Below are 21,426 nucleotides of genomic sequence, written 5' to 3' on the forward strand. Positions count from 1 at the left end.
CACCAGGCACGGTTACACGAGATGATCGGAGTCAGGTGGTGCAGCATTCGGTCACTGCGGTCTTGGATCACCAGACGGCGATCGTCGAAATCGCGGTGACCGGCGCATGGGATCCTCGCATGTGGCTCGAAGCGCATCGGTGCATCGGCAAATGCCTGGCCGAGCATCCCGCCGGGATGCTTCTCGACCTCACGTTCCTCGACGATGCCACGGCCGGCAGCGCACCCCTATGGGTGGCGACCAGCGCGCAGGCGGCCCGGACGCAGCCGCCGATCCCGGTCGCGGTGTGCATGCCCGCGCAGTCGCCGTTGGCCGCGCGGCTGGCGCGACTCGGGGCCGGCCGCCGTTTCGCGATGTACGCCGACCTGATGCAGGCGCGCACGGGTCTGGCCGCCGCCCGCCCGTTGACCGATCAAATCCTGCTACGCCTGCACCCTGAGCCGATGGCGGCATCCGCGGCCCGTGACGTCGTCACCGCGGTCTGCCAGGAGTGGGGCATGGAGCCGCTGCTGGATCGTGCCCGGCTGGTCGCTTCCGAACTGGTCAACAACGCGGTCGAGCACGCCGGAACCCGCATCGACTTCGTCGTCACCCGGCTCGGTCCGCTGCGCCGAGGGATCAGCCGCCGGCCCAACCGGCTGCGCGTCGCCGTCTACGACCTCGACCCGCATCTGCCGGCGCAGCCGTCACCCGCCATGCCGCCGGGCATCGGGCTCAATCAGCGAGGGTACGGGCTGCGCATCGTCGATGCCGCCGCACGAGTCTGGGGTTCCCTGCCGACACCGGCCGGCAAGGTCGTCTGGGCTGCGCTGTACGACGATCCGCCGATCGGCTCAGAACCGAAACCGCGACGATAGGCCGGCATGCGGCCATTCCGTCTTCAGGTCGGCGCCCGCTTCGTGGGCGAGGGAGGCGGCGCCGTGACGGAGGTCGTGGAGCCGGACCGGGAGTAGGCCGGCGCGGTTGATGAGGATCCGGAATTCCGGTGCCGGCCGTAGTCGGTACGCGTGTCAGTCGCCTTCTTGCAGGCGGTAGCCCATGCCGAGCTCGGTGAGCAGGTGCTGTGGGCGGGCGGGGTCGGCCTCGAGCTTGCGTCGCAGTTGGGCCAGGTATTGCCGCAGGTAGTGGGTTTCGTGGGTGTAGGTGGGTCCCCAGACCTGGGTCAGTAGCTGGGTCTGGCTGATCAGCTTGCCGGGGTTGGTGGCCAGGATTTCGAGGATGCGCCATTCGGTGGGGGTGAGCCGGACGGGGTTGCCGTCGTCGTCGCGTACCTGTCGGTCGGTGAGGTGGACGGTGTACCGGCCGATCTTCACGGCGGGGACAGCGCTGGTGGTGACTGTCCGGCGGGTGGCGGCGCGGATACGGGCGAGGAGTTCCTCGATGCCGAAGGGTTTGGTGACGTAGTCGTCGGCGCCGGCGTCGAGGGCTTCGACCTTGTCGGTGCTACCGCTGCGGCCGGACAGCACGATGATCGGGGTGGTGGCCCAGGTGCGCAGGTTGGTGATGACGTCGACGCCGTCGGTGTCGGGCAGGCCCAGGTCGAGCAGCAGTAGGTCGGGGTGCCGCGCGGTGGCCAGTCGTAGCGCGGTGGTGCCGTCGGCCGCGATGTCGACGTCGTAGCCGCGTGCGCGCAGGTTGATGCGCAGGGTGCGCAGGATCTGCGGGTCGTCGTCCACGACGAGGATCCGGGTCACGGGGTGTCCTTCGCGGCGGGTGAGCGGCGGTGGAGGCGTTCCACGGCGGCGCGGTCGGTGAGTTCACCGGCACGTGTCTCGTCGGCCGTCGCCGGGGGTGAGACGGTTGCGGGCAGGGTGAGTTTCATGGTGACGCCACCGCCGGGCGTGGTGTGCGGGGTCAGGGTGCCCCCCATGGCTTCGGTCAGCCCGCGGGAGAGGGCGAGTCCGAGTCCGGTTCCGGTGTCGTTGGAGCGGTCGCCGAGGCGTTGGAAGGGTTGGAAGACGCGGTCGCGTTGATCGTCGGGGATGCCGGGTCCGTGGTCGATGACGGATAGTTCGATGCGGTCGTCGGCGTCGGCCGCGGTGATCAGCGGTGGCCGGTCGGGTGGGCTGTAGCGCAGGGCGTTGCGGATGAGGTTGACCAGGACGCGTTGCAGCAGTCCGGCGTCGGCGTTGACGGTGGGCAGGTCGTCGGGGATCGCCATGGTGACGGCATGGGCTTCGCCGCTGACCTCGTCCAGGGCTGCGGGTACGGCGTCTTCGAGTCCGACCGCGGTCAGGGTCACGCCGAGGGCGCCGGCTTGCAGGCGGCTCATGTCGAGGAGGTTCTCGATGAGCCGGTGCAGGCGCTGGTGGGATTCGGCGGCGCTGTCGAGTAGTTCCTGCTGGTCTTCGTCGGAGAAGTGGATGTCGGGGCTGCGCAGGCTTTCCACGGCGGCCATGGCAGAAGCGAGTGGGGTACGCAGGTCGTGGCTGACGGCGGCGAGCAGCGCCGTGCGCAGCTTGTCGGCTTCTTCCAGGGGGCGTGCGCGGGCGGCCTGCTCGGCGAGTCGTTCCTGGCGCAGAGCGGTGGCTGCCTGGGCGGCGAAGGCTTCGACGATGCGCTGGTCGGCGGCGGCGAGGCTGCGGCCGTGCAGGACCAGGGTGAGGTCGTCGTCGACGGGGACGGTCGTGTCGCCGTCGGCGGGTGCCTGACAGGGTGGGTTGCCGACGGTGGCGGCGATGTGCCAGGCGGCGGGGTCGTCCTGACGGCCGCCCGGCGTGCCGGGTGGCCGTTCGAGCAGGGTGACCGAGTTGAGCTGGAAGTTTTCGCGTAGGCGTTCCAGCAGGGCGGTGAGCGGGCGGGTTCCGCGCAGGACGCTGCCGGCGACGGTGGCCAGGGTGGTGGCCTCGGCGCTGGCCGCGGCGGCTTGGCGGGTGCGGCGGGCGGCGAGGTCGACGACGGCGGCGACGGGTACGGCGACGAGGAGGAAGACCAGCAGGGCGATGAGGTTGTCGCGGTCGGCGATGTCGAAGGTGTGGTAGGGCTCGGTGAAGAAGAAGTTGAGCAGCAGGAAGCCGATCACCGCGGCGGTCACGGCCGGCCACATGCCGCCGAGCAGCGCCACGGCGACGACGGCGGCGAGGGTGACCAGCACGTCGCTGGCCAGCGACAACTCGTCGCGCAGCGCCCGTAGGGTGAGGGTGAGTACCGGCAGGCCGAGCAGCGCCAGGGTGAAGCCGGCCAGCCGCCGCCGGCGCGACAGCGGGCTGCTGCGGGCGGCGGGCCGTCGGCGTCCGATCTCGGCGTGGGTGACCAGGTGCACGTCGATCGGTCCGGACAGGGCGGTGGTGGTGACGCCGACGCCGGCGGACAGAATCTGCGCGAACCGGCCGCGGCGGCTGGCGCCGAGCACGAGCTGGGTGGCGTTGACGCCGCGGGCGAAGTCGAGCAGGGCGGTGGGGATGTCGTCGCCGGTGACCTGGTGGTAGGTGCCGCCGAGGCTTTCCATCAGGACGCGTTGCCGGGCGAGCCGGGCCGGGTCGGCGCCGGTGAGGCCGTCGGAGCGGGCGACGTGGATGGCCATGAGTTCGGCGCCTTTGGTGCGGGCGGCGATGCGGGCGGCGCGGCGGATGAGGGTCTCGCCTTCGGGGCCGCCGGTGAGGGCTACCACGACCCTTTCCCGGGCTTCCCAGGTGGCGCCGATGCCGTGATCGGCGCGGTAGGTGTCGAGTTGTTCGTCGACCTTGTCGGCCAGCCACAGCAGGGCGAGTTCGCGGAGCGCGGTGAGGTTGCCGACCCGGAAGTAGTTGCCGAGGGCGGAGCTGACCTTGTCGGGGGCATACACGTTGCCGTGTGCCATCCGGCGGCGCAGCGCTTCCGGTGTCATGTCGACCAGTTCGACCTGTTCGGCCTGGCGGACGAAGCGGTCGGGGACGGTTTCGCGCTGGGCGACGCCGGTGATCTGTTCGACGACGTCGTTGAGCGATTCGAGGTGCTGGATGTTGACGGTGGACAGCACGGTGATCCCGGCGTCGAGCAGTTGCTCGATGTCCTGCCACCTCTTGGTGTGCCGGGATCCGGGGACGTTGGTGTGCGCGAGTTCGTCGACGACCGCGACCTGGGGACGGCGGGCCAGCACCGCGTCGAGGTCCATTTCCTGCAAGACGGTGCCCCGGTAGGTCAGCGGGGTGCGGGGCACCGTCTCGAGGCCGGCGAGCATGGCAGCGGTGTGCTGGCGGCCGTGGGTCTCCACGACGGCGACGACCACGTCGGTGCCCCGGCTCTGCCGGCGGTGGGCCTCCTCCAGCATGGCGTAAGTCTTGCCGACGCCGGGGGCAGCGCCGAGGTAGATGCGCAGGTGACCACGGGCCATGTGCCGATCCTTCCGGATGCGCGGTTACCGCGGGAACGCGCGGTCGAGGGCGAGGTTGAGTTCCAGGACGTTGACGGCGGGTTCCCCCAGGAAACCGAGGGCACGGTCCTCGGTGTGCGCGTCGATCAGCTGCGCGACGGTGGCGGGGTCTGTGCCGCGTTCCCGGGCGACGCGGGCGGCCTGCAGGTCGGCGTATGCGGGGCTGATGTGCGGGTCGAGGCCGGATCCGCCGGCGGTGACGGCGTCGGCCGGCACGGCCGGCCGGTCGGGGGCGTCGCCCCGCACTGGTGTGATCACGGCGCCGGCAGCGATGTAGTCGACGCCCGGCTGGGCGCTTTCCACCCGAATGCCCTGGTAGGTGGCCAGGAACGGGGTGCCGGTCTGGTTCACGCTGACGGCCCGTACGACGGGTCCGGTGAGCCCGTCGCGGTGGAACACCGCGAGTACGGCGCCGACCCCGTCGCTGGTGCAGTACGGCCGGCCTCCGTCGACGCCTTCGAGGTCGCCGACGGCCTTGCTGCGGGTGCAGACCTGGGTGAGCAGGCTGGTGCGCTCGGCGGTGTCGACGACGTCTTCGGGGCCGAGGTTGCTCGCGGAGGTGGCGGTGGGGTCGTAGCCGTCGCCGGCTGCCGACGGCCGTGACTGGAAGTACCAGCGGATCGGGTTGCCGTCGGTGTCGACGTACGCCTGGCCGATCAGCCGGCTGCCGGCACGGTTGCCGCCGGCATCGGTCACGAAGGAACCGGCGGCTCGCTCGTGCAGGCCGGGGAACTGGGCCACCGCGACCACGGCCAGCGGATATGCCAGGCCCGTGAGGATGGTGAGGACGAGCAACGCGCGTAGCGCGGCGAGGTGGTGGGCGAGCCAGGAGGGTAGGCGCATGGTCAGATCCCGGGGAGGAATTGGACGAGCAGGTCGATGAGTTTGATGCCGGCGAACGGGACGAGAACGCCACCGAGGCCGTAGACCCACAGGTTGCGGGCCAGCAGCGTTGAGGCGCTGGACGGGCGGTAGCGCACGCCGCGCAGCGCGAGCGGGATCAGCGCGATGATCACCAGTGCGTTGAAGATGACCGCGGACAGGATCGCCGACTCGGGACTGTTGAGCCGCATGATGTTGAGCCGGTCCAGGCTCGGGTAGACGGCGGCGAACATGGCCGGGATGATCGCGAAGTACTTGGCGATGTCGTTGGCGATCGAGAACGTGGTGAGCGCGCCTCGGGTGATCAGCAGTTGCTTGCCGATCTGCACGATGTCGATCAGCTTGGTCGGGTCGGAGTCGAGGTCGACCATGTTGCCGGCTTCCTTGGCCGCCGAGGTGCCGGTGTTCATGGCCACGCCGACGTCGGCCTGGGCCAGGGCGGGGGCGTCGTTGGTGCCGTCGCCGGTCATGGCGACCAGCCGTCCGCCCTCCTGTTCGCGTCTGATAAGGGCGAGTTTGTCCTCCGGCGTGGCCTCGGCGAGAAAGTCGTCGACGCCTGCCTCGTCGGCGATCGCCTTGGCGGTGCGCGGGTTGTCGCCGGTGATCATCACGGTGCGGATGCCCATCCGGCGCATCTGATCGAAGCGTTCCCGCATCCCGGTCTTGACCACGTCCTTGAGGTGGATCACCCCGAGCGGCCGGGCCGGGTGCCCGTCGACGTGCTCGGCGACCACCAGCGGGGTGCCGCCACTGCCGCTGATCGCGTCGACGATCTCACCGACCTGAACGGTGGGATGTCCGCCGTTGTCGCGGACCCATTTCATGACCGCGGCGGCGGCGCCCTTGCGGATGCGCCGGCCGGCGATGATGCCGTTGGCGGCCAGATCGACGCCACTCATCCGGGTCTGCGCGGTGAACGGCACGAACGTGGCGTGGGTCATCAGACCCGGCTCGCGTTCGCGCAGCCCGTGCTCGTTCTTGGCCAGCACCACCACCGACCGTCCTTCGGGGGTCTCGTCAGCGAGGCTGGACAGTTGCGCGGCGTCGGCGACCACCAGCGGAGTGACCTCGTCGACGGGCAGGAATTCGGTGGCCTGCCGGTTGCCGAGGGTGATGGTGCCGGTCTTGTCCAACAGCAGGGTGTTCACGTCTCCGGCGGCCTCGACGGCCCGGCCGCTCATCGCGAGCACGTTGCGCTGCACGAGCCGGTCCATGCCGGCGATGCCGATCGCCGACAGCAGCGCGCCGATCGTGGTGGGGATCAGACAGACCAGCAGGGAGATCAGCACGACGCCGGTGACGCCACCGGCGTCGATCGCGGCGGTGTCGGGCGCGGCGGCGTTGAACGTCTTGGCGTAGATGGCCATCGGCTGCAGCGTGACCACGGACAGCAGAAAGATGATCGTGAGCGCGGCGAGCAGGATGTTCAGCGCGATCTCGTTCGGGGTCTTCTGCCGGGCCGCGCCCTCCACCAGGGCGATCATCCGGTCGATGAAGCTCTCTCCGGGTTTCTGGGTGATGGTCACGACGATCCGGTCGGACAGCACCCGGGTGCCGCCGGTGACCGCGCTGCGGTCGCCGCCTGACTCGCGGATCACCGGCGCGGACTCGCCGGTGATGGCCGATTCGTCGACGCTGGCGATGCCCTCGACCACGTCACCGTCGCCGGGGATCACGTCACCGGCCTCGCACACAACGACGTCGCCGGGACGCAGTTGCGGCGCGGCCACCTGATCCTCGGTCCAGGTGCCGGGGGCGGCGTGCGGCTGCCAGCCGGAAAGCCGGCGGGCCACCGTGTCGGTTCGTGCCTTGCGCAGGCTCGCGGCCTGGGCCTTGCCGCGGCCTTCGGCGACCGCTTCGGCCAGGTTGGCGAAGATCACGGTCAGCCACAGCCAGCCGGTGATCAGCCAGGCGAACACGGAGGGCTCGGCGAGGGTGAGCACGGTGGTGAAGACGGCGCCGATCTCCACGATCAGCATCACCGGATTGCGCCACAGGGTGCGCGGGTCGAGTTTGCGTAGCGCGTCCGGCAGTGATCGCCAGAGTTGCCGCGGGTCGAGCAGGCCGCCGCCGACCCGGTCCTGCCGGGTGGCTGGTGCGCTCGCTGTAGCGGCGGGAGCCGACACGGTGTCCTCCGTACCGATGGGGGTGGTCATGACAGTCCTTCCGCGAGCGGGCCGAGGGCCAGGACCGGCAGGAACGTCAGGGCGACCAGGACGACCGTGACGCCGACGAGCATGCCGACGAACAGCGGCCGATGGGTGGGCAGCGTGCCGGCCGACGCGGGCACCGGCTGCTGCCGGGCCAGTGACCCGGCCAGGCCGAGCACGAGCAGGATCGGCAGGAACCGGCCCAGCAGCATCGCGATGCCCAGCGCCGTGTTCCACCAGGGTGTGTTGACCGTCAGCCCGGCGAACGCCGAACCGTTGTTGTTGCTGGCCGAGGCGAACGCGTACACAACCTCGGAGAAACCGTGCGGGCCGGTGTTGAGCGCGGTCCGCCAGTTCCCGGTCGCCATGGCCGCCGCCACGCCGATGAGCACCAGCGCCGGCGTGGTCAGGAAGTACAACGACGCGAACTTGATCTCCCGGGCGCTGATCTTCTTGCCCAGGTACTCCGGGGTGCGGCCCACCATCAGCCCGGCCACGAACACCGTGACCACGGCCAGCACGAGCATGCCGTACAGACCGGCGCCGACCCCGCCGGGCGCGACCTCACCGAGGAGCATATTGATGATCGGGATCATGCCGCCCAGGGCGGTATAGGAGTCGTGGAACGAGTTGACCGACCCGGTCGACGTCAGCGTCGTCGCCGCGGCGAACGTAGCCGAGTTCGGCACCCCGAACCGGGTTTCCTTGCCTTCCAGAGCGGCGCCCACGGCCTGCGGCACTGTGCCCTGATGGGCCGCCTCGAACCCGATCGTCAGCGCGACCGCGGTGACCGCGATGATCGCCATCGCGGCCAGGATCGCGTAACCCTGCCGGTTCTGCCCGACCATCCGGCCGAACACCCGGGGCAGGCTGAACGGGATCACCAGCAGCAGGAAGATCTCCAGCCAGTTCGTCCACGCCGTGGGGTTCTCGAACGGGTGCGCGCTGTTGACGTTGTAGAAGCCGCCACCGTTGGTACCCAGGTCTTTGATCGCCTCCTGGGAGGCCACCGGCCCGCCGGTGATGTGCTGCACCGCCCCGCCCAGGGTGGTCACGTCGGTGCCGGCGGAAAGGTTCTGCACCGCCCCGGCGGCGATCAGGACGATCGCCGCGATCACGCTGACCGGCAGCAGCACCCGCAGCACGATCCGGGTCAGATCGACCCAGAAGTTGCCCAGTTTGTCGGTGCCGCGGCGGGCGAAGCCCCGGACCAGGGCGATCGCGATGGCGATACCGACGGCGGCGGAGACGAAGTTCTGCACCGACAGGCCGGCCATCTGCACCAGATGCCCCATCGTCGACTCGCCCGAGTACCACTGCCAGTTGGTGTTGGTCACGAACGACACCGCCGTGTTCCACGCGCCGTGTGTCATCACCCCTGGCAGCCCCAGCGAGAGCGGCAGAAGGTTTTGCAGGCGCAGGAACCCGTACAGCAGCAGGATGCTGACTGCGGAGAAGGCCAGCACACTGCGGGCGTAGACCGCCCACGACTGCTCGGCGTGAGGATCGACCCCGACGAGCCGGTACACCCCGCGTTCCACCCGCGAGTGCCGGTCACCGGTCACCACCCGGAACAGGTAGTCACCGAAGAACCGGTACGTCACCGTCAGGGCGGCCACCAGCGACACCACGAACAGCCAACCGGCCAGGTCGCCGCTCATCAGAACCGCTCCGGAAACAGCAGCGCCGCCACCAGGAACACCAGCAGACCCGCAGCCACGATCAGGCCCACCGCGTTGACCACGCTCACAGCCGCTCCAATCCTTTCAGCACCGCGGCGAAGACCACGAACAGTCCCACCGTCAACAGCACCAGGGCCACGTCAGCCACCGTGCGACTCCCTCGCATAGACAGGCGTTTCGACCCCTGCGGGTCGAAGCCGAACGCTTCCGAGCCAGGACCGCCTGCAGCCGGCGTACGGCGACACCCACACCGGCCGTCCCCGCCAGCACCACCACAGGCCACACCTCGGCCTCGCCGTGCCAGGTCAACTCGCCGAAACGGTTCACCAGGAACCCGTTGAACAGCAGACAACCCAACTCGGTGGACCGCGGCCGCATCACCGGCTCCCGACTCGACTCGGCACGGCTCACTCGTGCCGTGCCGGACAATCACAACGCGCAAACGCACTCGCCGGACAGGGTCCTTGACGCGATCCCTACGCCCCGGCCACGAATATTGATGCCGTCTTGACGCCTGCCCCACCAGGTGCCGCCGGCCGTGCGACGATCATTGACCACGGCGCGCCGAACGGATCAGAACCTGCAGATGATGGAGTCCACTGCCGGACAGCTTGTCCTGGGGTTGCTGCTGCTCGCCGTGGCGGCGCTGGCCTTCATTGCGGGTTTGTTCCTGCTTGTCTGGCTGCCGCTGGTCGTGCCGCAGCCCCACCGGCGAACACCGCGGCGCGGTCGGGCACGAATCCGGGCGACGGCCCGGACAGCCCGCGACACGATTGCAACCCGGCTCCGACGCTGGCCGGTCACGGCGACGCTGACGCAGGTCGTCGGGCATCCGGCCCGGATGGTGGTCCTCGGGTTCGGCGCCGCGGTGCTGCTCGGCTCGGTGCTGCTGGCGCTCCCGTTCGCTACCGGGTCCGGCCAGGCCGCACCCGTCATGACCGCGGTGTTCACCGCCACTTCCGCGGTGTGCGTGACCGGCCTGGTCGTGGTGGACACCGGAACGTACTGGTCGACCTTCGGTGAGCTGGTGATCCTGCTGCTCATCCAGATCGGCGGCTTCGGGATCATGACGCTGGCCTCGCTGCTCGGCCTGCTCGTCGCCCGCCGGCTACGGATGCGCCTGCAACTGGGCACCCAGGCCGAGACCAAAGCCCTCGGCGTCGGCGAGGTCCGCCGCGTGATCCTCAACGTCCTGCGCATAACGGTCGTGGTGGAGGTGCTGATCGCCGCGGTGCTCACCTGGCGGTTCGCCGACGGGTACGGTCACGGCTGGGGCCGGGCGACCTACCTCGGAGTGTTCCATTCGGTGTCGGCGTTCAACAACGCCGGCTTCGGCCTCTACCCGGACTCGCTCATGCGGTTCGTCGGGGACCCGCTGATCTGCCTGCCGATCGTCACCGCGATCATCATCGGCGGCCTCGGCTTCCCCGTGCTGTTCGAGCTGCGCCGGGAATGGCGCACCCCGCAACGTTGGTCACTGCACACCAAGATCACAATGGGGATGACAGGGATCCTGCTGGCCGGCGGCTGGCTGGCCATCGGCCTGGCCGAGTGGACGAACCCCAAGACCCTGGGGCCGCTCGGCGTCGCCGACAGACTGCTGGCCGGCCTCGTCACGGCGGTGATGCCACGCACCGCCGGGTTCAACAGCCTGGACATCGCCGGGATGCACGACTTCACCCTGCTCATGCACGACGTGCTCATGTTCATCGGCGGCGGGAGCGCCAGCACCGCCGGCGGCATCAAAGTCACCACCTTCGCCGTCCTCGGATTTGTCATCCTCGCCGAGATCCGTGGCGAACCCAGCGTGCACGCACTCGGCCGCAAACTGCCCGCCGGCGTGCAACGTCAGGCGCTCACCATCGCCCTGCTCGGCGTCGCCGCCATAGCCGCCTCGACGCTCGCGCTGCTCGTGCTCACCCCGTTCGCCCTGGACGTGGTGCTGTTCGAAACAGTGTCCGCGTTCGCCACCGTCGGCCTGTCAACCGGGATCACCGCCCAGGTCGGCACCGCCGGGCATGTCATCCTGAGCCTGCTGATGTTCATCGGCCGACTCGGCCCGATCACCGCCGTCACCGCACTGGCCCTGCGGGAACGGACCCGCCGGTACGAACGACCCGAGGAGCGACCCGTCGTTGGCTAGAAAACCGATCGACCACCGCATCGTCGTGCTCGGCCTCGGCCGCTTCGGCGGCTCCCTCGCCGCGGAACTCGTGCGTCGTGGCTGGGAAGTCACCGGCATCGACGCCGACGCCCAGGTCGTGCAGACGTACGCCGACCGGCTCACCCACGCCGCCATCGCCAACACGACCGACGAGCAGTCCCTGCGCCAGCTCGGCGTTCGCGACATGACCCACGCTGTCGTCGGCATCGGCACCGACCTGGAAGCCAGCATCCTGACCACCAGCCTGCTGGCCGACCTCGGCATCCCCAAGATCTGGGCCAAAGCGATCAACCGGCAGCACGCTCGCATCCTCGAACGCGTCGGCGCCCACCACGTCGTGCTTCCCGAACACGAGATGGGCGAACGCGTCGCCCATCTCGTCACCGGCCACATCCTGGACTTCATCGAGTTCGAAGACGACTACGCCCTTGTCAAAACCCACGCACCCGAGGAGGCCGTCAACAAAACCCTGGCCGACTCCGGTCTGCGCTCCAAATACGGCATCACGGTCGTGTCGATCAAACGACCCGGCGAGGAATTCACCTACGCCACCGCCGAAACCACCGTCTACGCCGGGGACATCCTCATCGTCGCCGGCCGCACCGGTGACGTCGAAACGTTCGCCAACTTGAGCTGAACGACCAGATCGCGACGCCTACCGCGCGCCGCTGCCCGAGCCGGATGAACGAACGGCTTGCACCCGGGCACGTCTCATGAATCCTGGGGCCGGGCGCCCCGGTCGCGCCAGCGTTCGATCAAAGCGGGCATTTCACTGAGCATGTAGGCGTAGAAGTCGCGCATGTCTGCCAGCCGCCTGCCTGCGAGAGTGTCCGGGCCGGCGACCTTGATGCCCTCGTCGGCGGCACCGGTCATCAACGTCAGCGCCATGTTTTGCTTCGACATCAACGTGGCCCACGCGCCGTCGCGGAAGCGGAAGTGCTCCCGGCGGCTGCCCGGGGCGGGCACGCGCTCGATCATGCCGAGCTCGGTGAGGTTCTTCAGGGCGCCGGACATGGCGCCGGAGCTGACGCCGAGCTGGGCGCCGATTTCTCCGGCGGTCATGGTGTCCTGCTGGGTGAACAGCAGTGCTGCCATCACCCGGGCGGTCATGCGCTGGAGCCCGTACTGGGTCAGCGTCAACGCGAAGTGCTCGGCGGCGTCGGTCAAGTCGTCGGTCACACGGATATCCTACCCGCGAACGGAGAACTCTGAGACTTCACAGATCTCTGAGACTTCAGTACGGTGGCGGGTATGGACGACGACGCGATCGTGCTCGACAACCTCACCAAGACCTACGGCAGACGCCGGGGCCTCGACGGCCTCGACCTACGCGTGCGCACCGGTGAGGTGCTCGGCTACCTCGGCCCCAACGGGGCCGGCAAGTCCACCACCATCCGCCTGCTGCTCGACCTGATCCGCCCCACCACGGGAAGCGCCCGGGTGCTCGGCGTGGACCCGCGCATCGACGCGGTGGCGCTGCACCGGCGGGTCGGCTACCTGCCCGGCGACTTCACCGTCGACGGCCGTCAGACCGTCCGCGGCTGCCTGCGGTTCCTCGCCGGCCTGCGCGGCGGGCTCCCCGCCGCGCGCATCGACGTGCTGGCCGAGCGGCTCGACCTGGACCAGTCCGCCCGGATCAAGAGCTTGTCCAAGGGCAACCGGCAGAAGGTCGGCCTGGTGCAGGCGTTCATGCACGAACCCGAACTGCTGATCCTCGACGAGCCGACCTCCGGACTCGACCCGCTCGTACAGCAGACTTTCCTCGACATGGTCACCGAAGCCGCGAACCGCGGCGCCACCGTCTTCATGTCCAGCCACGTCCTGGCCGAGGTGCAGGCCGTCGCCGACCGCGTCGCCATCATCCGCGACGGCCGGCTCGTCGCTCTCGACACCGTCACCGCCCTGCGCTCTCAGGCCGTACGCACCGTCGAGCTCACCTTCGCCGAACCGGTCACCGCCGCCGAGTTCGCCACCGTGCCCGGCGTCGACGACCTCACCGTAACCGGCACCGTGCTCACCTGCCGGCTCACCGGTGCCCCGGACGCGTTGCTGCGCGCCGCGACCCGGCACACCGTCACCGGCCTGACCGCGACAGAACCCGCCCTGGACGACCTGTTCCACACCTACTACGCGGGAGCCGATCATGGCGTCTGACGTGTTCACCAAGACCCTCACCGACGACCGTCGTAGCCTTGCCGGTTGGGCCGTCGGGGCCACCCTCGCCGGGATCATGTACGCCTCGTTCTACCCCCAGCTCGCCGACGGTCAGATGGCCGAAGCCGTCGCCAACTACCCCGAGGCCATGCGCGAGGCATTCCGGCTCGAAGACCTCACCTCCGCCGCCGGCTACCTCGGCTCCTCAGTCTTCGGACTGATCCTGCCGCTGATCGCCATGTTCTACGGCGCAGCCACGGGCGCCCGCGCCATCGCCGCCGACGAGGAAACCGGCCGCCTCGACCTCCTCCTCGCCCACCCGATCAGCCGCACTCGATTCCTGCTCCACCGCTTCGCCGCCCTGACCGCCGGAGCCCTCGTCATCGCCGCCACCATCCTGCTCGGCATGCTCGCCATCCGCTCCGGCGCACAGCTCACCAGCATCTCCGTGACCCAGTTCGCCGCCCAATGCACGCAACTGGCCCTGCTCGCCATCGCCTTCGGTGGCCTGGCCATCGGGATCGGCGCTGCCACCGGCCGTCGCGCGCTCGTCTTCACCGTCACCGCCGTCATCGGCGTGCTTGCCTACGCCCTGCACGCCTTCGCCGGACAACTCGGCGTAGGCGGCGCGAGATACCTGTCGCCGTTCCACTACTACATCGGCGGCGAACCGCTGCGCCACGGCATGCAGTGGGCCGACGCCACGGTGCTGCTCGCGGGCGCCGTCCTGCTGGTCGCCGCCGGTGCCCTCTGGTTCAACCGTCGCGACCTAAACACCTGACCGACGGCGGCCGGACCCGTTCGTGTTCCGTCCCACCACCTCGCCCGTGGGCGCTCTCAAGCTGTCTGGCTTCCTGTCCTCAACGCCGACCACATCGTCTTGCCGCCAGTGACAGGGCGACAGCCCCACCGGTCTGCGGTCGCGGAGACGAGTATCAGCCCGACGGCGAACCCGGGGCCGAGCCGCGCGACTCCTGGAGTCCGTAGCGGTTTGTGCCGGGACAGTGGTACTGCCGTCGCTGACCAGGATGAGCAGCTGCCCGTCGTTGTTGATGATCTGCAAGTCGATGAGGTGCCCGCGTGCACGACGGCATTGGTGACGAGTTCGGTGATGATCAGGCTGGCTGGGCCGATCAAGTGCGGTAGTTGCCATCGCTCGCACGCCTCGGCGACGAGATGGCGCGCGTGACGCGCTGACCCGGCGGTGGGCAGCAATAGGTCGATTACTGGCGGAAAGTGGTGATCCGGTCGGTGCGTCATGCTCGTGCCCCTGTCCATCGCCAAGGGCTGCGCCGGGTGACCCGCTCGCTGACGGCGTCGGGGATGCTGGGTCGGCGTGCGAAAGATACGGCGCCGCTTCGCGACATGATGCTGTTGTGACCGACGGTGCATACCCGCCGCGGGGCGGGTTACTCGGAATGCTCCGACAGAGGCCGCAGTGCAGCCCACCCCAGATCCAGACCTGTTCACGCCAGACAGCGCCAACAGGCCTTGACCGACGAGATCGGCAGCGGAAGACGGTGCTCAGCCAGCACCTCATGTGTCACCGAGGAGCCCTTCGGGGACAGAATGGGTGAGTGGGGGCCCGTTACGGCGTGGACAGCCCGGACGATCGAGACCGGGCCGGGCAAGCACGCGATGATGCCGCTGATGCCCGTGACACGGCGGCGCACGATCGCGATCAAGATGCCGAAGCCCGTGATCAGGCGGCGGCGATCCGCGACGAGACCGGCTACGAGGCACAGCAGGTCGCACAGGAGTGGCTGCGAGCCGCCGAACATCGTGACCGGGCGGCGGCCGAGCGAGCGGAAGCGGCTCTCCGGCGCGAACAGGCGGCAGCCGGCGACCAGCCCGACCGGGAACAACTGCTGCTCTTGTGGGAGCTGGCCGCATCCGACCGCGACGCCGCAGCCATCGAACGTGACCAGGAGGTCGCCGACCGGGCCGCCTTCCGCGACTACCCGGATCACGTTCGAGGTGAAAGATCGGCCGCAGCCAGGGACCGCGCCGCCGCCGACCATGACCGGACGGAGGCCGGCGCCGACCGGGACGCCTCAACAGTCGACCGCGCTGCCAACGACGCCACGCGCCAGCAAGCCGCCCTCGAACGCGCCATTGACGACAACGCCGACCCACACGACGACCGATAGACCACGAGTCTCGGAGTCGCAGATCACCGGCCATCCGTGCCTACTGTCAGCAACGGACTTTCATGGGCATGCCGGTGGTCATGGCGAGGCAGGTGATCCGCCGGCAATCGCATGTCATCGCGGCCGGCCTGCGGAGCAGATGTTCTCCGCCACGGGTCCGGTGGAACCCTCGTCGAGCTTGACAAAGGTCGATGGTTTCGAGATCCTGATTCCACTACTTAACTAGTGGATTGGTTGATTGGTTGATCTTCCGGGTCGATCGGCGGGCCGGGACTTCGGTGTACGTGCAGCTCGTTCAGCAGGTTCGCCAAGCGGTTCGGATGGGGCGGTTGGAGCCGGGTGACAGGTTGCCCACGGCTCGCGAGGTCTCCGAGAGCACCGGCATCAATCCCAACACCGTGCTCAAGGCGTACCGGGAGCTGGAGACGGCGGGGCTGGTGGAGGCGAGGCAGGGTTCCGGCACGTACGTCCGTCACGGCCTGGCGCCGCTGCCTGAGGACGCCGAAGGGTTGCGGGGTGAGCTGGCGGCTTGGGTGGCCCGCGCCCTGGCGGCTGGTCTGGACGTCTCGGATATGCAGGCCCTGGTCGCCGAGGTGGCGGCTTCGAAGGAGGCGCGGCGTGTCGGCTGACACCGCTCTGGAGGTCACCGGGCTCACCCACAGCTTCGGTCGCCGGCGGGCGCTGGACTACTGCTCGTTCACGGTGCCGGTCGGTGCGGTCACCGCGCTGGTCGGGCGCAACGGGGCCGGCAAGAGCACGCTGCTGCGCGCCGCGAGTGGGCTGTTGCGACCGGACGGCGGCGAGGTGCGAGTGTTCGGGGAGCCCGCCGGTGACCGCTCACTTCCCCGGATCGGGTACGTGGCGCAGGCGGCGCCGTTGTACCCGACGCTGACGGTGGCGCAGACGCTGGACCTGGGCGCCCGGCTCAACCCGAGTTGGGACGCCGCCTACGCGCGGCAGCTCACCGACGGGGCGGCGCTGCCGTTCGCGGCGCGGGTGGGCATGCTTGCGCCGGGCCACCGCAGTCGCTTGGCGCTGGTGATGGCGCTCGCCAAACGGCCCGACCTGCTGCTTCTGGACGAGCCGTTGGCGCCGCTCGACCCGGTTGCCCGTACGGAGGCTCTTGGGACGTTGATGGCCGACGTCGCCGAGCGGGGCACGACCGTGGTGTTGTCGTCGCATGTGGTGGCCGACGTCGACGGCGTCTGCGACCACGTGGTGGTGCTGGCCGAGGGGCGGGTGCGCCTGGCCGGCGAGGTGGAGCCGATGCTGGCCGCGCATTCGGTTGCGGTGGGACCCAGCGACGCGATCAGCGCACTCGGTGGTGTGGAGATCGTCGACGTACGGACCGCGGGTCGCGACGCCACCGCGCTGATCCGGTCCGCCGGGCCTGCCACCACCGAGGGTCTCTCATGGCACCGCCCGACGTTGGAGGAACTGCTTCTCGGTCACCTGCGGTCGGCGGGACTGCAGCCGGAACGAAAGGTCCCCGCCTGATGAACTGGCTCGTCCTGCGGTTGATGCGTCCGTATCTGATCGTCGCCGCCGCTCTGAGCGCCGTCTCCACGACGTTTGTCCTCATTGGCGCCCGTGTCATCGGGCAGCAGGCGGAGGCGTACGGCATCGTCGTCGAGGCGTACGCGCCCGACCGTACGGGCTTGTGTGAAGTGGCCGTCAGTTGCCTGCCGGCCGGGGCGGCGACCAATCTGGCGCAGGCCGTCGTCCTGGTCGCCACGTTCGTGCCGTTGCTGATCGGGCTGATCCTGGGCGTGCCCCTGTTCGCCCGGGAGCGGGAGGATGCGACCGACGTTTTCGTGCTCACGCAGTCGGCGCCTCGGCGGCGCTGGTTGTCAGTCAAGCTTTTCTGGGCACTGACCGGCAGCGCGATCTGTACGGCCGCGGTAGCCGTCAGCTTCCGCCTGGCCGCCGCCCGGTACACGCTGGTCCTGGATGAACTGGGCTACGCGCTGCTGCGCGAGGTCCACAAGAACAGCATCGCGTTCATGGTGATGCAGGCGGTGTTCATGACCGCGCTGGCCGGCGTCGTCGGACTGATCACCGGGTGGACGCAGCGCACCCTGGTGACGTCGGTTCTGCTGTGGCCGGTGGCGCTTGTGGTCGCGCAGATCGGCGGGCTGGTTCTCGGGATGCTGGCCTTCCTGCTGACGTCGTGGTCCGACTCGCTGTCCCGGATGTTCGGGACGCTGGGCGAGGACGAGACGGCCACCTTCGCGGCGATCGCTCTCGCCGCATGCACCGTCACCGCCGTGTTGGTCGGACGACGACGCATCGCCCGCTGAACCCGGTTTGCCGCGCTGGAAACGCAGACGTCGTGGACCCGCGAAGGCTCGCCCGTCTCCGAAAAAGATCGAAATCGAATTCCTGTGCCCGCCTGGGTGCATGGTCACCCTGGGGCCCTCCCGGGGGGAACGGCCTGGGTGCCTGGTCACCCTCCTCCAAACCACGTCGGTGACCAACGCACTCTCAGGTGCCTACTTCCCGATGGAGAGTTACCCGCTGATAGTGGAGCGGCATCCGGAACTTCACGAAACAGAGGTTTGAGCATGTCGTCTCTCTCCCTTCCCGGCGGCACCTGGAAGCTGGGCGACCTGACCGTCCCCCGGTTCGGTTACGGCGCCATGCAGCTCGCCGGTCCCTGGGTCATGGGTCCGCCCGCCGACCACGCGGGCGCGCTGGCCGTCCTGCGTGAGGCGGTCGAACTCGGCATCACGCACATCGACACCGCCGACGCGTACGGGCCGCGATTCACCAACGAGATCATCCGGGAGGCGCTGCATCCGTATCCGGAGTCGCTGCACATCGCGACGAAGGTCGGGGCCGTCCGCGACGAGCAGGGCGGGTGGCCGCCGGCACGTCGTCCCGACCAGCTCCGGCGCGCTGTCGAAGAGAACCTGCAAGTCCTCGGTCTGGAGACGCTGGACCTGGTCAACCTGCGTCTCGGCAACGCCGAGGGCCCCCAGCCGGAGTCACTGGCGGAGGCGTTCGAGACGCTCGTCGACCTGCAGCGGCAGGGCCTGATCCGGCACCTCGGTGTCAGCAACGCCACCCCGGAGCAGGTCGCCGAGGCGCAGTCCATCGCGCCGATCGTGAGCGTGCAGAACATGTACAACCTGGCTCACCGCCACGACGACGAGCTGATCGACCGGCTGGCGGCGGAGAACATCGCGTACGTGCCCTTCTTCCCGCTCGGTGGTTTCTCGCCGCTGCAGTCCGACGCGCTGGAGAACGTGGCGGCGCGGCTGCAGAGCACCCCGATGGCGGTGGCCCTGGCCTGGCTGCTGCAGCGATCGCCGAACATCCTGCTGATCCCGGGCACCTCGTCGGTTGCCCATCTGCGCGAGAACATCGCCGGTGCGGGCATCACGCTCTCCGGCAAGGACGTGGCGGAACTCGATCAGATCGGCCGCTGACCCACTTCCCATCGGGGAGCAAGCCCTGCGCGGGGGCGTAACATTCCTCGCGCAGGGCAGGGCAGGGGAGGTCGGGATGGTCACCAGGACGGCGGCTGACACCAGAGCCGAGGCCAAGGCGCAGTACAACGCGTTTCTCGCGGTGTGCCCGAGTCACAAGATGCTGGAACGGATCTCCGGCAAGTGGGTCACGCTCATCCTGTCGATACTCGGAAGCGGGCCGGACTGCGCCGGGGAACCCCGGCCGATGCGCTATTCCGAGTTGTCCCGGGCGCTGGCCGGCGTCAGCCAGAAGATGCTCACCCAGACGTTGCGCTCTCTTGAACGTGACGGCCTGATCAGCCGCACGGTGACGCCGACAGTGCCCGTGACGGTCTCGTACGAGCTGACCGACCTGGGCCTCTCCCTGCACGGGATGATGCGCGGGCTGAAGAGGTGGACAGAGGCCCACATCGAGGAGGTGTCGGCCCACCAGGCCGAGTACGACAGCGCGCGCGTCAGGACGCCGAGCGCGGCGCGTACATGATCACGGCGACGCCGACGAGGCAGATGGCGGCGCCGACGAGGTCCCAGCGGTCGGGGTGGAACTTGTCGACCACAACGGCCCAGCCGAGGGAGCCGGCGACGAAGACACCGCCGTACGCGGCCAGGATGCGGCCGAAGTTCGCGTCCGGCTGCAGGGTCGCGACGAAGCCGTAGGCGCCCAGGGCGACGACGCCGGCGGCGATCCACCAGAGGCCGCGGTTCTCGCGCCGTCCCTGCCAGATCAGCCAGGCGCCGCCGATCTCGGCCAGGGCGGCCAACGCGAACAGCAGCAGCGAGCGGATGACGGTCATGCCGGCAACCTACCGGCCCTTGTTGCCGCCGCGACGGCCCGCCGGGGCGACCGTATGCTGCGCGTATGGAACCATCGGTCGAGGTGGCGCTGGCCGGGATGCTGACGGCCGCCGAGGACGCCACGCCGGTCGACGCCGTTGAGGCCGTCACCCGGGAACTCGGCTTGGCGTTGCACGCCCGCAGCGTGTCCTTCCTCATCGCCGACCTCAGCGGGCGGGCGCTGGTGCGGCTGGCCCACGTGCCGTTCGATACCGAGGCCGAGGGTCGCCGTGACGGCAAAGAGGTGGCGAGCCTGCTGCCCTTCGACGGCGGTCCTCAGGAAGAAGCGCTACGCACGCAGGCTGCTCAGGTGACGCACGGCGATGCCGGATGGGTTGTCCTGGCGCCGGTCACGGAACGTGGCGAGGTGATCGGCCTGCTGGAGATCACTCTGGGCAGTGAGCCGGCCCCGCGGGCGGTCGCGGAGATCGAGCGTACGGCGCATGCCCTGGCCTTCGTGGTGATCGCCAGCCGCCGCCACACCGACCTGTTCGAGTGGGGGCAGCGCACGACCCCGTTCAACCTGTCCGCCGAGATCCAACGCCGGCTGCTGCCCAGCGCCTTCACGTGTGAGGGCGGCTCGTTCACCCTGTCCGGCTGGCTGGAGCCGTCGGCGAGCATCGGCGGGGACACCTTCGACTACAGCCTGGCGCGGGACACGCTGCACTTCAGCGTCACCGACGCGATGGGGCACGGCGTGAGCAGCGCCCTGATCGCCACCCTCGGGGTGGGCAGCCTGCGCAACTCCCGCCGCGCCGGGCACACCCTCATCGAGCAGGCCGAGCGGGCCGGCGCCGCGATCGCCGAGAGCGCCCCCGTACGCGGGGCCTTCCTCACCGCCGTGCTCGGGCGCCTGGACCTTGAGTCCGGCACATGTGACCTGGTCAACGCCGGGCACGTGCCGCCGATCCTGGTCCGGGACGGTGAGCCGGAGGATCTGGTGCTGCCTCGCAACATCGCCCTCGGCATCCTCCCCGAGAGGAAGGTCAGCTCCGGCACGGTCACGCTCCGGCCCGGTGACCGCCTGGTCGTCGTGACCGACGGCATGCGTGAACGGGGGGCTGCCGCCCTCGACCTCGCGGCCTGGCTCCGGTCGCTGACCGCCCTGCACCCGCGGGAAGCCGCACGCGCCCTGGCCGACGGGGTTCTCGCCGCCGTCGGCCCCATCCTGCAGGACGACGCGACACTGCTGATCATCGACTGGCACGGGCATCACGGCCGGCAACGCCGTTCGCGGGCGGGCGCCGACGTGTCCGCCGCCACCTCGGCCGATCACCGCTGACGCGGCGCCCCGTTCACGTCGTCAGCGGCCGCATGTCCGCCTCGGCCGCCGCCACCGTGTCGTACACGCCGAGCACCTGGTCGACCGCGGACACCCGCAGCACGTACGCGACCAGCTCCTGCGTCGCGGCGACACACAACCGCCCCCCCGCGGCCGCGCAGCTCCTTGAACCACACCATCAGGACGCCCAGCCCGCTGGAGTCCATGAACGACACGTCGGCGAAGTCCAGCACCACCTGAACGGCGCCGACCCGCTGCAGGAACTCGTCCAACAGAGGAGCGGTGTCCATGTCCAGCTGGCCGC

General features: G+C 69.6%; 21 protein-coding genes and 1 pseudogene. 12 read left to right on the top strand and 10 right to left on the bottom strand.

Annotated elements, in window-relative coordinates:
- Positions 1-443: 443 nt before the first annotated feature.
- Entirely contained in the window at positions 444-857 is a 414-nt protein-coding gene (locus C8E87_RS46930; protein WP_438866178.1) for an ATP-binding protein, read from the top strand.
- A gap of 153 nt (positions 858-1,010) precedes the next feature.
- Here C8E87_RS46930 and C8E87_RS16680 read toward each other — a convergent pair whose 3' ends face one another.
- From C8E87_RS16680 to kdpF, 6 genes are read right to left on the bottom strand one after another with little or no spacing between them, the layout of a single operon-like run.
- Positions 1,011-1,694 (bottom strand): response regulator, encoded by a 684-nt coding sequence (locus tag C8E87_RS16680; RefSeq protein ID WP_133873950.1) that lies wholly within the window; start codon positions 1,692-1,694, stop codon positions 1,011-1,013.
- Positions 1,691-4,312, bottom strand: coding sequence for a DUF4118 domain-containing protein (locus tag C8E87_RS16685; protein WP_133873951.1), 2,622 nt, complete (start codon positions 4,310-4,312; stop codon positions 1,691-1,693). The genes C8E87_RS16680 and C8E87_RS16685 overlap by 4 nt, the downstream gene beginning before the upstream one ends.
- A 24-nt stretch (positions 4,313-4,336) precedes the next feature.
- Positions 4,337-5,194 carry a potassium-transporting ATPase subunit C gene (locus C8E87_RS16690; RefSeq protein ID WP_133873952.1) on the bottom strand — a complete coding sequence of 286 codons (858 nt, stop codon included), beginning with the start codon at positions 5,192-5,194 and terminating at the stop codon, positions 4,337-4,339.
- Positions 5,195-5,196: 2 nt separating this feature from the next.
- Positions 5,197-7,389 (bottom strand): potassium-transporting ATPase subunit KdpB, encoded by a 2,193-nt coding sequence (kdpB, locus tag C8E87_RS16695; protein ID WP_133873953.1) that lies wholly within the window; start codon positions 7,387-7,389, stop codon positions 5,197-5,199.
- Positions 7,386-9,044 (bottom strand): potassium-transporting ATPase subunit KdpA, encoded by a 1,659-nt coding sequence (kdpA, locus tag C8E87_RS16700; protein ID WP_203720661.1) that lies wholly within the window; start codon positions 9,042-9,044, stop codon positions 7,386-7,388. The genes kdpB and kdpA overlap by 4 nt, the downstream gene beginning before the upstream one ends.
- On the bottom strand, positions 9,044-9,133 hold the full coding sequence (kdpF, locus tag C8E87_RS16705; RefSeq protein ID WP_133873954.1) for a K(+)-transporting ATPase subunit F: 90 nt from the start codon (positions 9,131-9,133) through the stop codon (positions 9,044-9,046). Before kdpF ends, kdpA begins: the two co-directional genes overlap by 1 nt.
- Before the next feature lie 518 nt (positions 9,134-9,651).
- Here kdpF and C8E87_RS16710 point away from each other — a divergent pair.
- Positions 9,652-11,208: a TrkH family potassium uptake protein gene (locus C8E87_RS16710; protein WP_239080218.1), complete on the top strand. Its 1,557-nt coding sequence runs from the start codon at positions 9,652-9,654 to the stop codon at positions 11,206-11,208.
- Positions 11,201-11,866 carry a potassium channel family protein gene (locus tag C8E87_RS16715; protein ID WP_203720660.1) on the top strand — a complete coding sequence of 222 codons (666 nt, stop codon included), beginning with the start codon at positions 11,201-11,203 and terminating at the stop codon, positions 11,864-11,866. Before C8E87_RS16710 ends, C8E87_RS16715 begins: the two co-directional genes overlap by 8 nt.
- 74 nt (positions 11,867-11,940) lie before the next feature.
- On the opposite strand, the gene C8E87_RS16720 is transcribed toward C8E87_RS16715, so the two are convergent.
- The gene (locus C8E87_RS16720; protein ID WP_133873955.1) at positions 11,941-12,408 is read right to left on the bottom strand and encodes a GbsR/MarR family transcriptional regulator; all 468 of its coding nucleotides are present in this window, start codon (positions 12,406-12,408) and stop codon (positions 11,941-11,943) included.
- A 72-nt stretch (positions 12,409-12,480) separates the two neighbouring features.
- Here C8E87_RS16720 and C8E87_RS16725 point away from each other — a divergent pair, with 72 nt between their 5' ends.
- The 8 genes from C8E87_RS16725 (at position 12,481) to C8E87_RS16760 (ending at position 19,490) form a co-directional block, all read left to right on the top strand.
- Positions 12,481-13,383, top strand: a complete 903-nt coding sequence (locus tag C8E87_RS16725; protein WP_133873956.1) for an ABC transporter ATP-binding protein — start codon at positions 12,481-12,483, stop codon at positions 13,381-13,383.
- Complete coding sequence (locus C8E87_RS16730) at positions 13,373-14,164, top strand: efflux permease Rv1217c-related protein (RefSeq protein WP_133873957.1); 792 nt, start codon at positions 13,373-13,375, stop codon at positions 14,162-14,164. The genes C8E87_RS16725 and C8E87_RS16730 overlap by 11 nt, the downstream gene beginning before the upstream one ends.
- Before the next feature lie 814 nt (positions 14,165-14,978).
- Positions 14,979-15,533 carry a hypothetical protein gene (locus tag C8E87_RS16735; RefSeq protein ID WP_133873958.1) on the top strand — a complete coding sequence of 185 codons (555 nt, stop codon included), beginning with the start codon at positions 14,979-14,981 and terminating at the stop codon, positions 15,531-15,533.
- 284 nt (positions 15,534-15,817) lie between these two features.
- Positions 15,818-16,162: a GntR family transcriptional regulator gene (locus C8E87_RS16740; protein ID WP_341771756.1), complete on the top strand. Its 345-nt coding sequence runs from the start codon at positions 15,818-15,820 to the stop codon at positions 16,160-16,162.
- Entirely contained in the window at positions 16,152-17,030 is an 879-nt protein-coding gene (locus C8E87_RS16745; protein ID WP_133873960.1) for an ATP-binding cassette domain-containing protein, read from the top strand. Before C8E87_RS16740 ends, C8E87_RS16745 begins: the two co-directional genes overlap by 11 nt.
- Positions 17,030-17,833 (top strand): ABC-2 membrane transporter-related protein, encoded by an 804-nt coding sequence (locus tag C8E87_RS16750; RefSeq protein ID WP_133873961.1) that lies wholly within the window; start codon positions 17,030-17,032, stop codon positions 17,831-17,833. The genes C8E87_RS16745 and C8E87_RS16750 overlap by 1 nt, the downstream gene beginning before the upstream one ends.
- A gap of 264 nt (positions 17,834-18,097) precedes the next feature.
- Complete coding sequence (locus tag C8E87_RS16755; protein ID WP_203720658.1) at positions 18,098-18,964, top strand: aldo/keto reductase family oxidoreductase; 867 nt, start codon at positions 18,098-18,100, stop codon at positions 18,962-18,964.
- 76 nt (positions 18,965-19,040) lie between these two features.
- Positions 19,041-19,490: a winged helix-turn-helix transcriptional regulator gene (locus tag C8E87_RS16760; protein WP_133873963.1), complete on the top strand. Its 450-nt coding sequence runs from the start codon at positions 19,041-19,043 to the stop codon at positions 19,488-19,490.
- Here the strand turns inward: C8E87_RS16760 and C8E87_RS16765 are convergent.
- Positions 19,462-19,800 (bottom strand): YnfA family protein, encoded by a 339-nt coding sequence (locus C8E87_RS16765; RefSeq protein WP_133873964.1) that lies wholly within the window; start codon positions 19,798-19,800, stop codon positions 19,462-19,464. The genes C8E87_RS16760 and C8E87_RS16765 overlap by 29 nt on opposite strands.
- Before the next feature lie 65 nt (positions 19,801-19,865).
- Between C8E87_RS16765 and C8E87_RS16770 the strand changes: the two genes are divergently transcribed.
- Positions 19,866-21,122, top strand: coding sequence for a PP2C family protein-serine/threonine phosphatase (locus C8E87_RS16770; RefSeq protein ID WP_133873965.1), 1,257 nt, complete (start codon positions 19,866-19,868; stop codon positions 21,120-21,122).
- Positions 21,123-21,135: 13 nt separating this feature from the next.
- On the opposite strand, the gene C8E87_RS46365 is transcribed toward C8E87_RS16770, so the two are convergent.
- The gene (locus tag C8E87_RS46365) at positions 21,136-21,261 is read right to left on the bottom strand and encodes a hypothetical protein (protein WP_275409074.1); all 126 of its coding nucleotides are present in this window, start codon (positions 21,259-21,261) and stop codon (positions 21,136-21,138) included.
- A gap of 46 nt (positions 21,262-21,307) precedes the next feature.
- Positions 21,308-21,412, bottom strand: a pseudogene (locus tag C8E87_RS45565) (STAS domain-containing protein); the annotation flags it as partial.
- Positions 21,413-21,426: the final 14 nt, after the last annotated feature.

This window comes from Paractinoplanes brasiliensis, assembly GCF_004362215.1.
GTDB classification, from domain to species: domain Bacteria; phylum Actinomycetota; class Actinomycetes; order Mycobacteriales; family Micromonosporaceae; genus Actinoplanes; species Actinoplanes brasiliensis.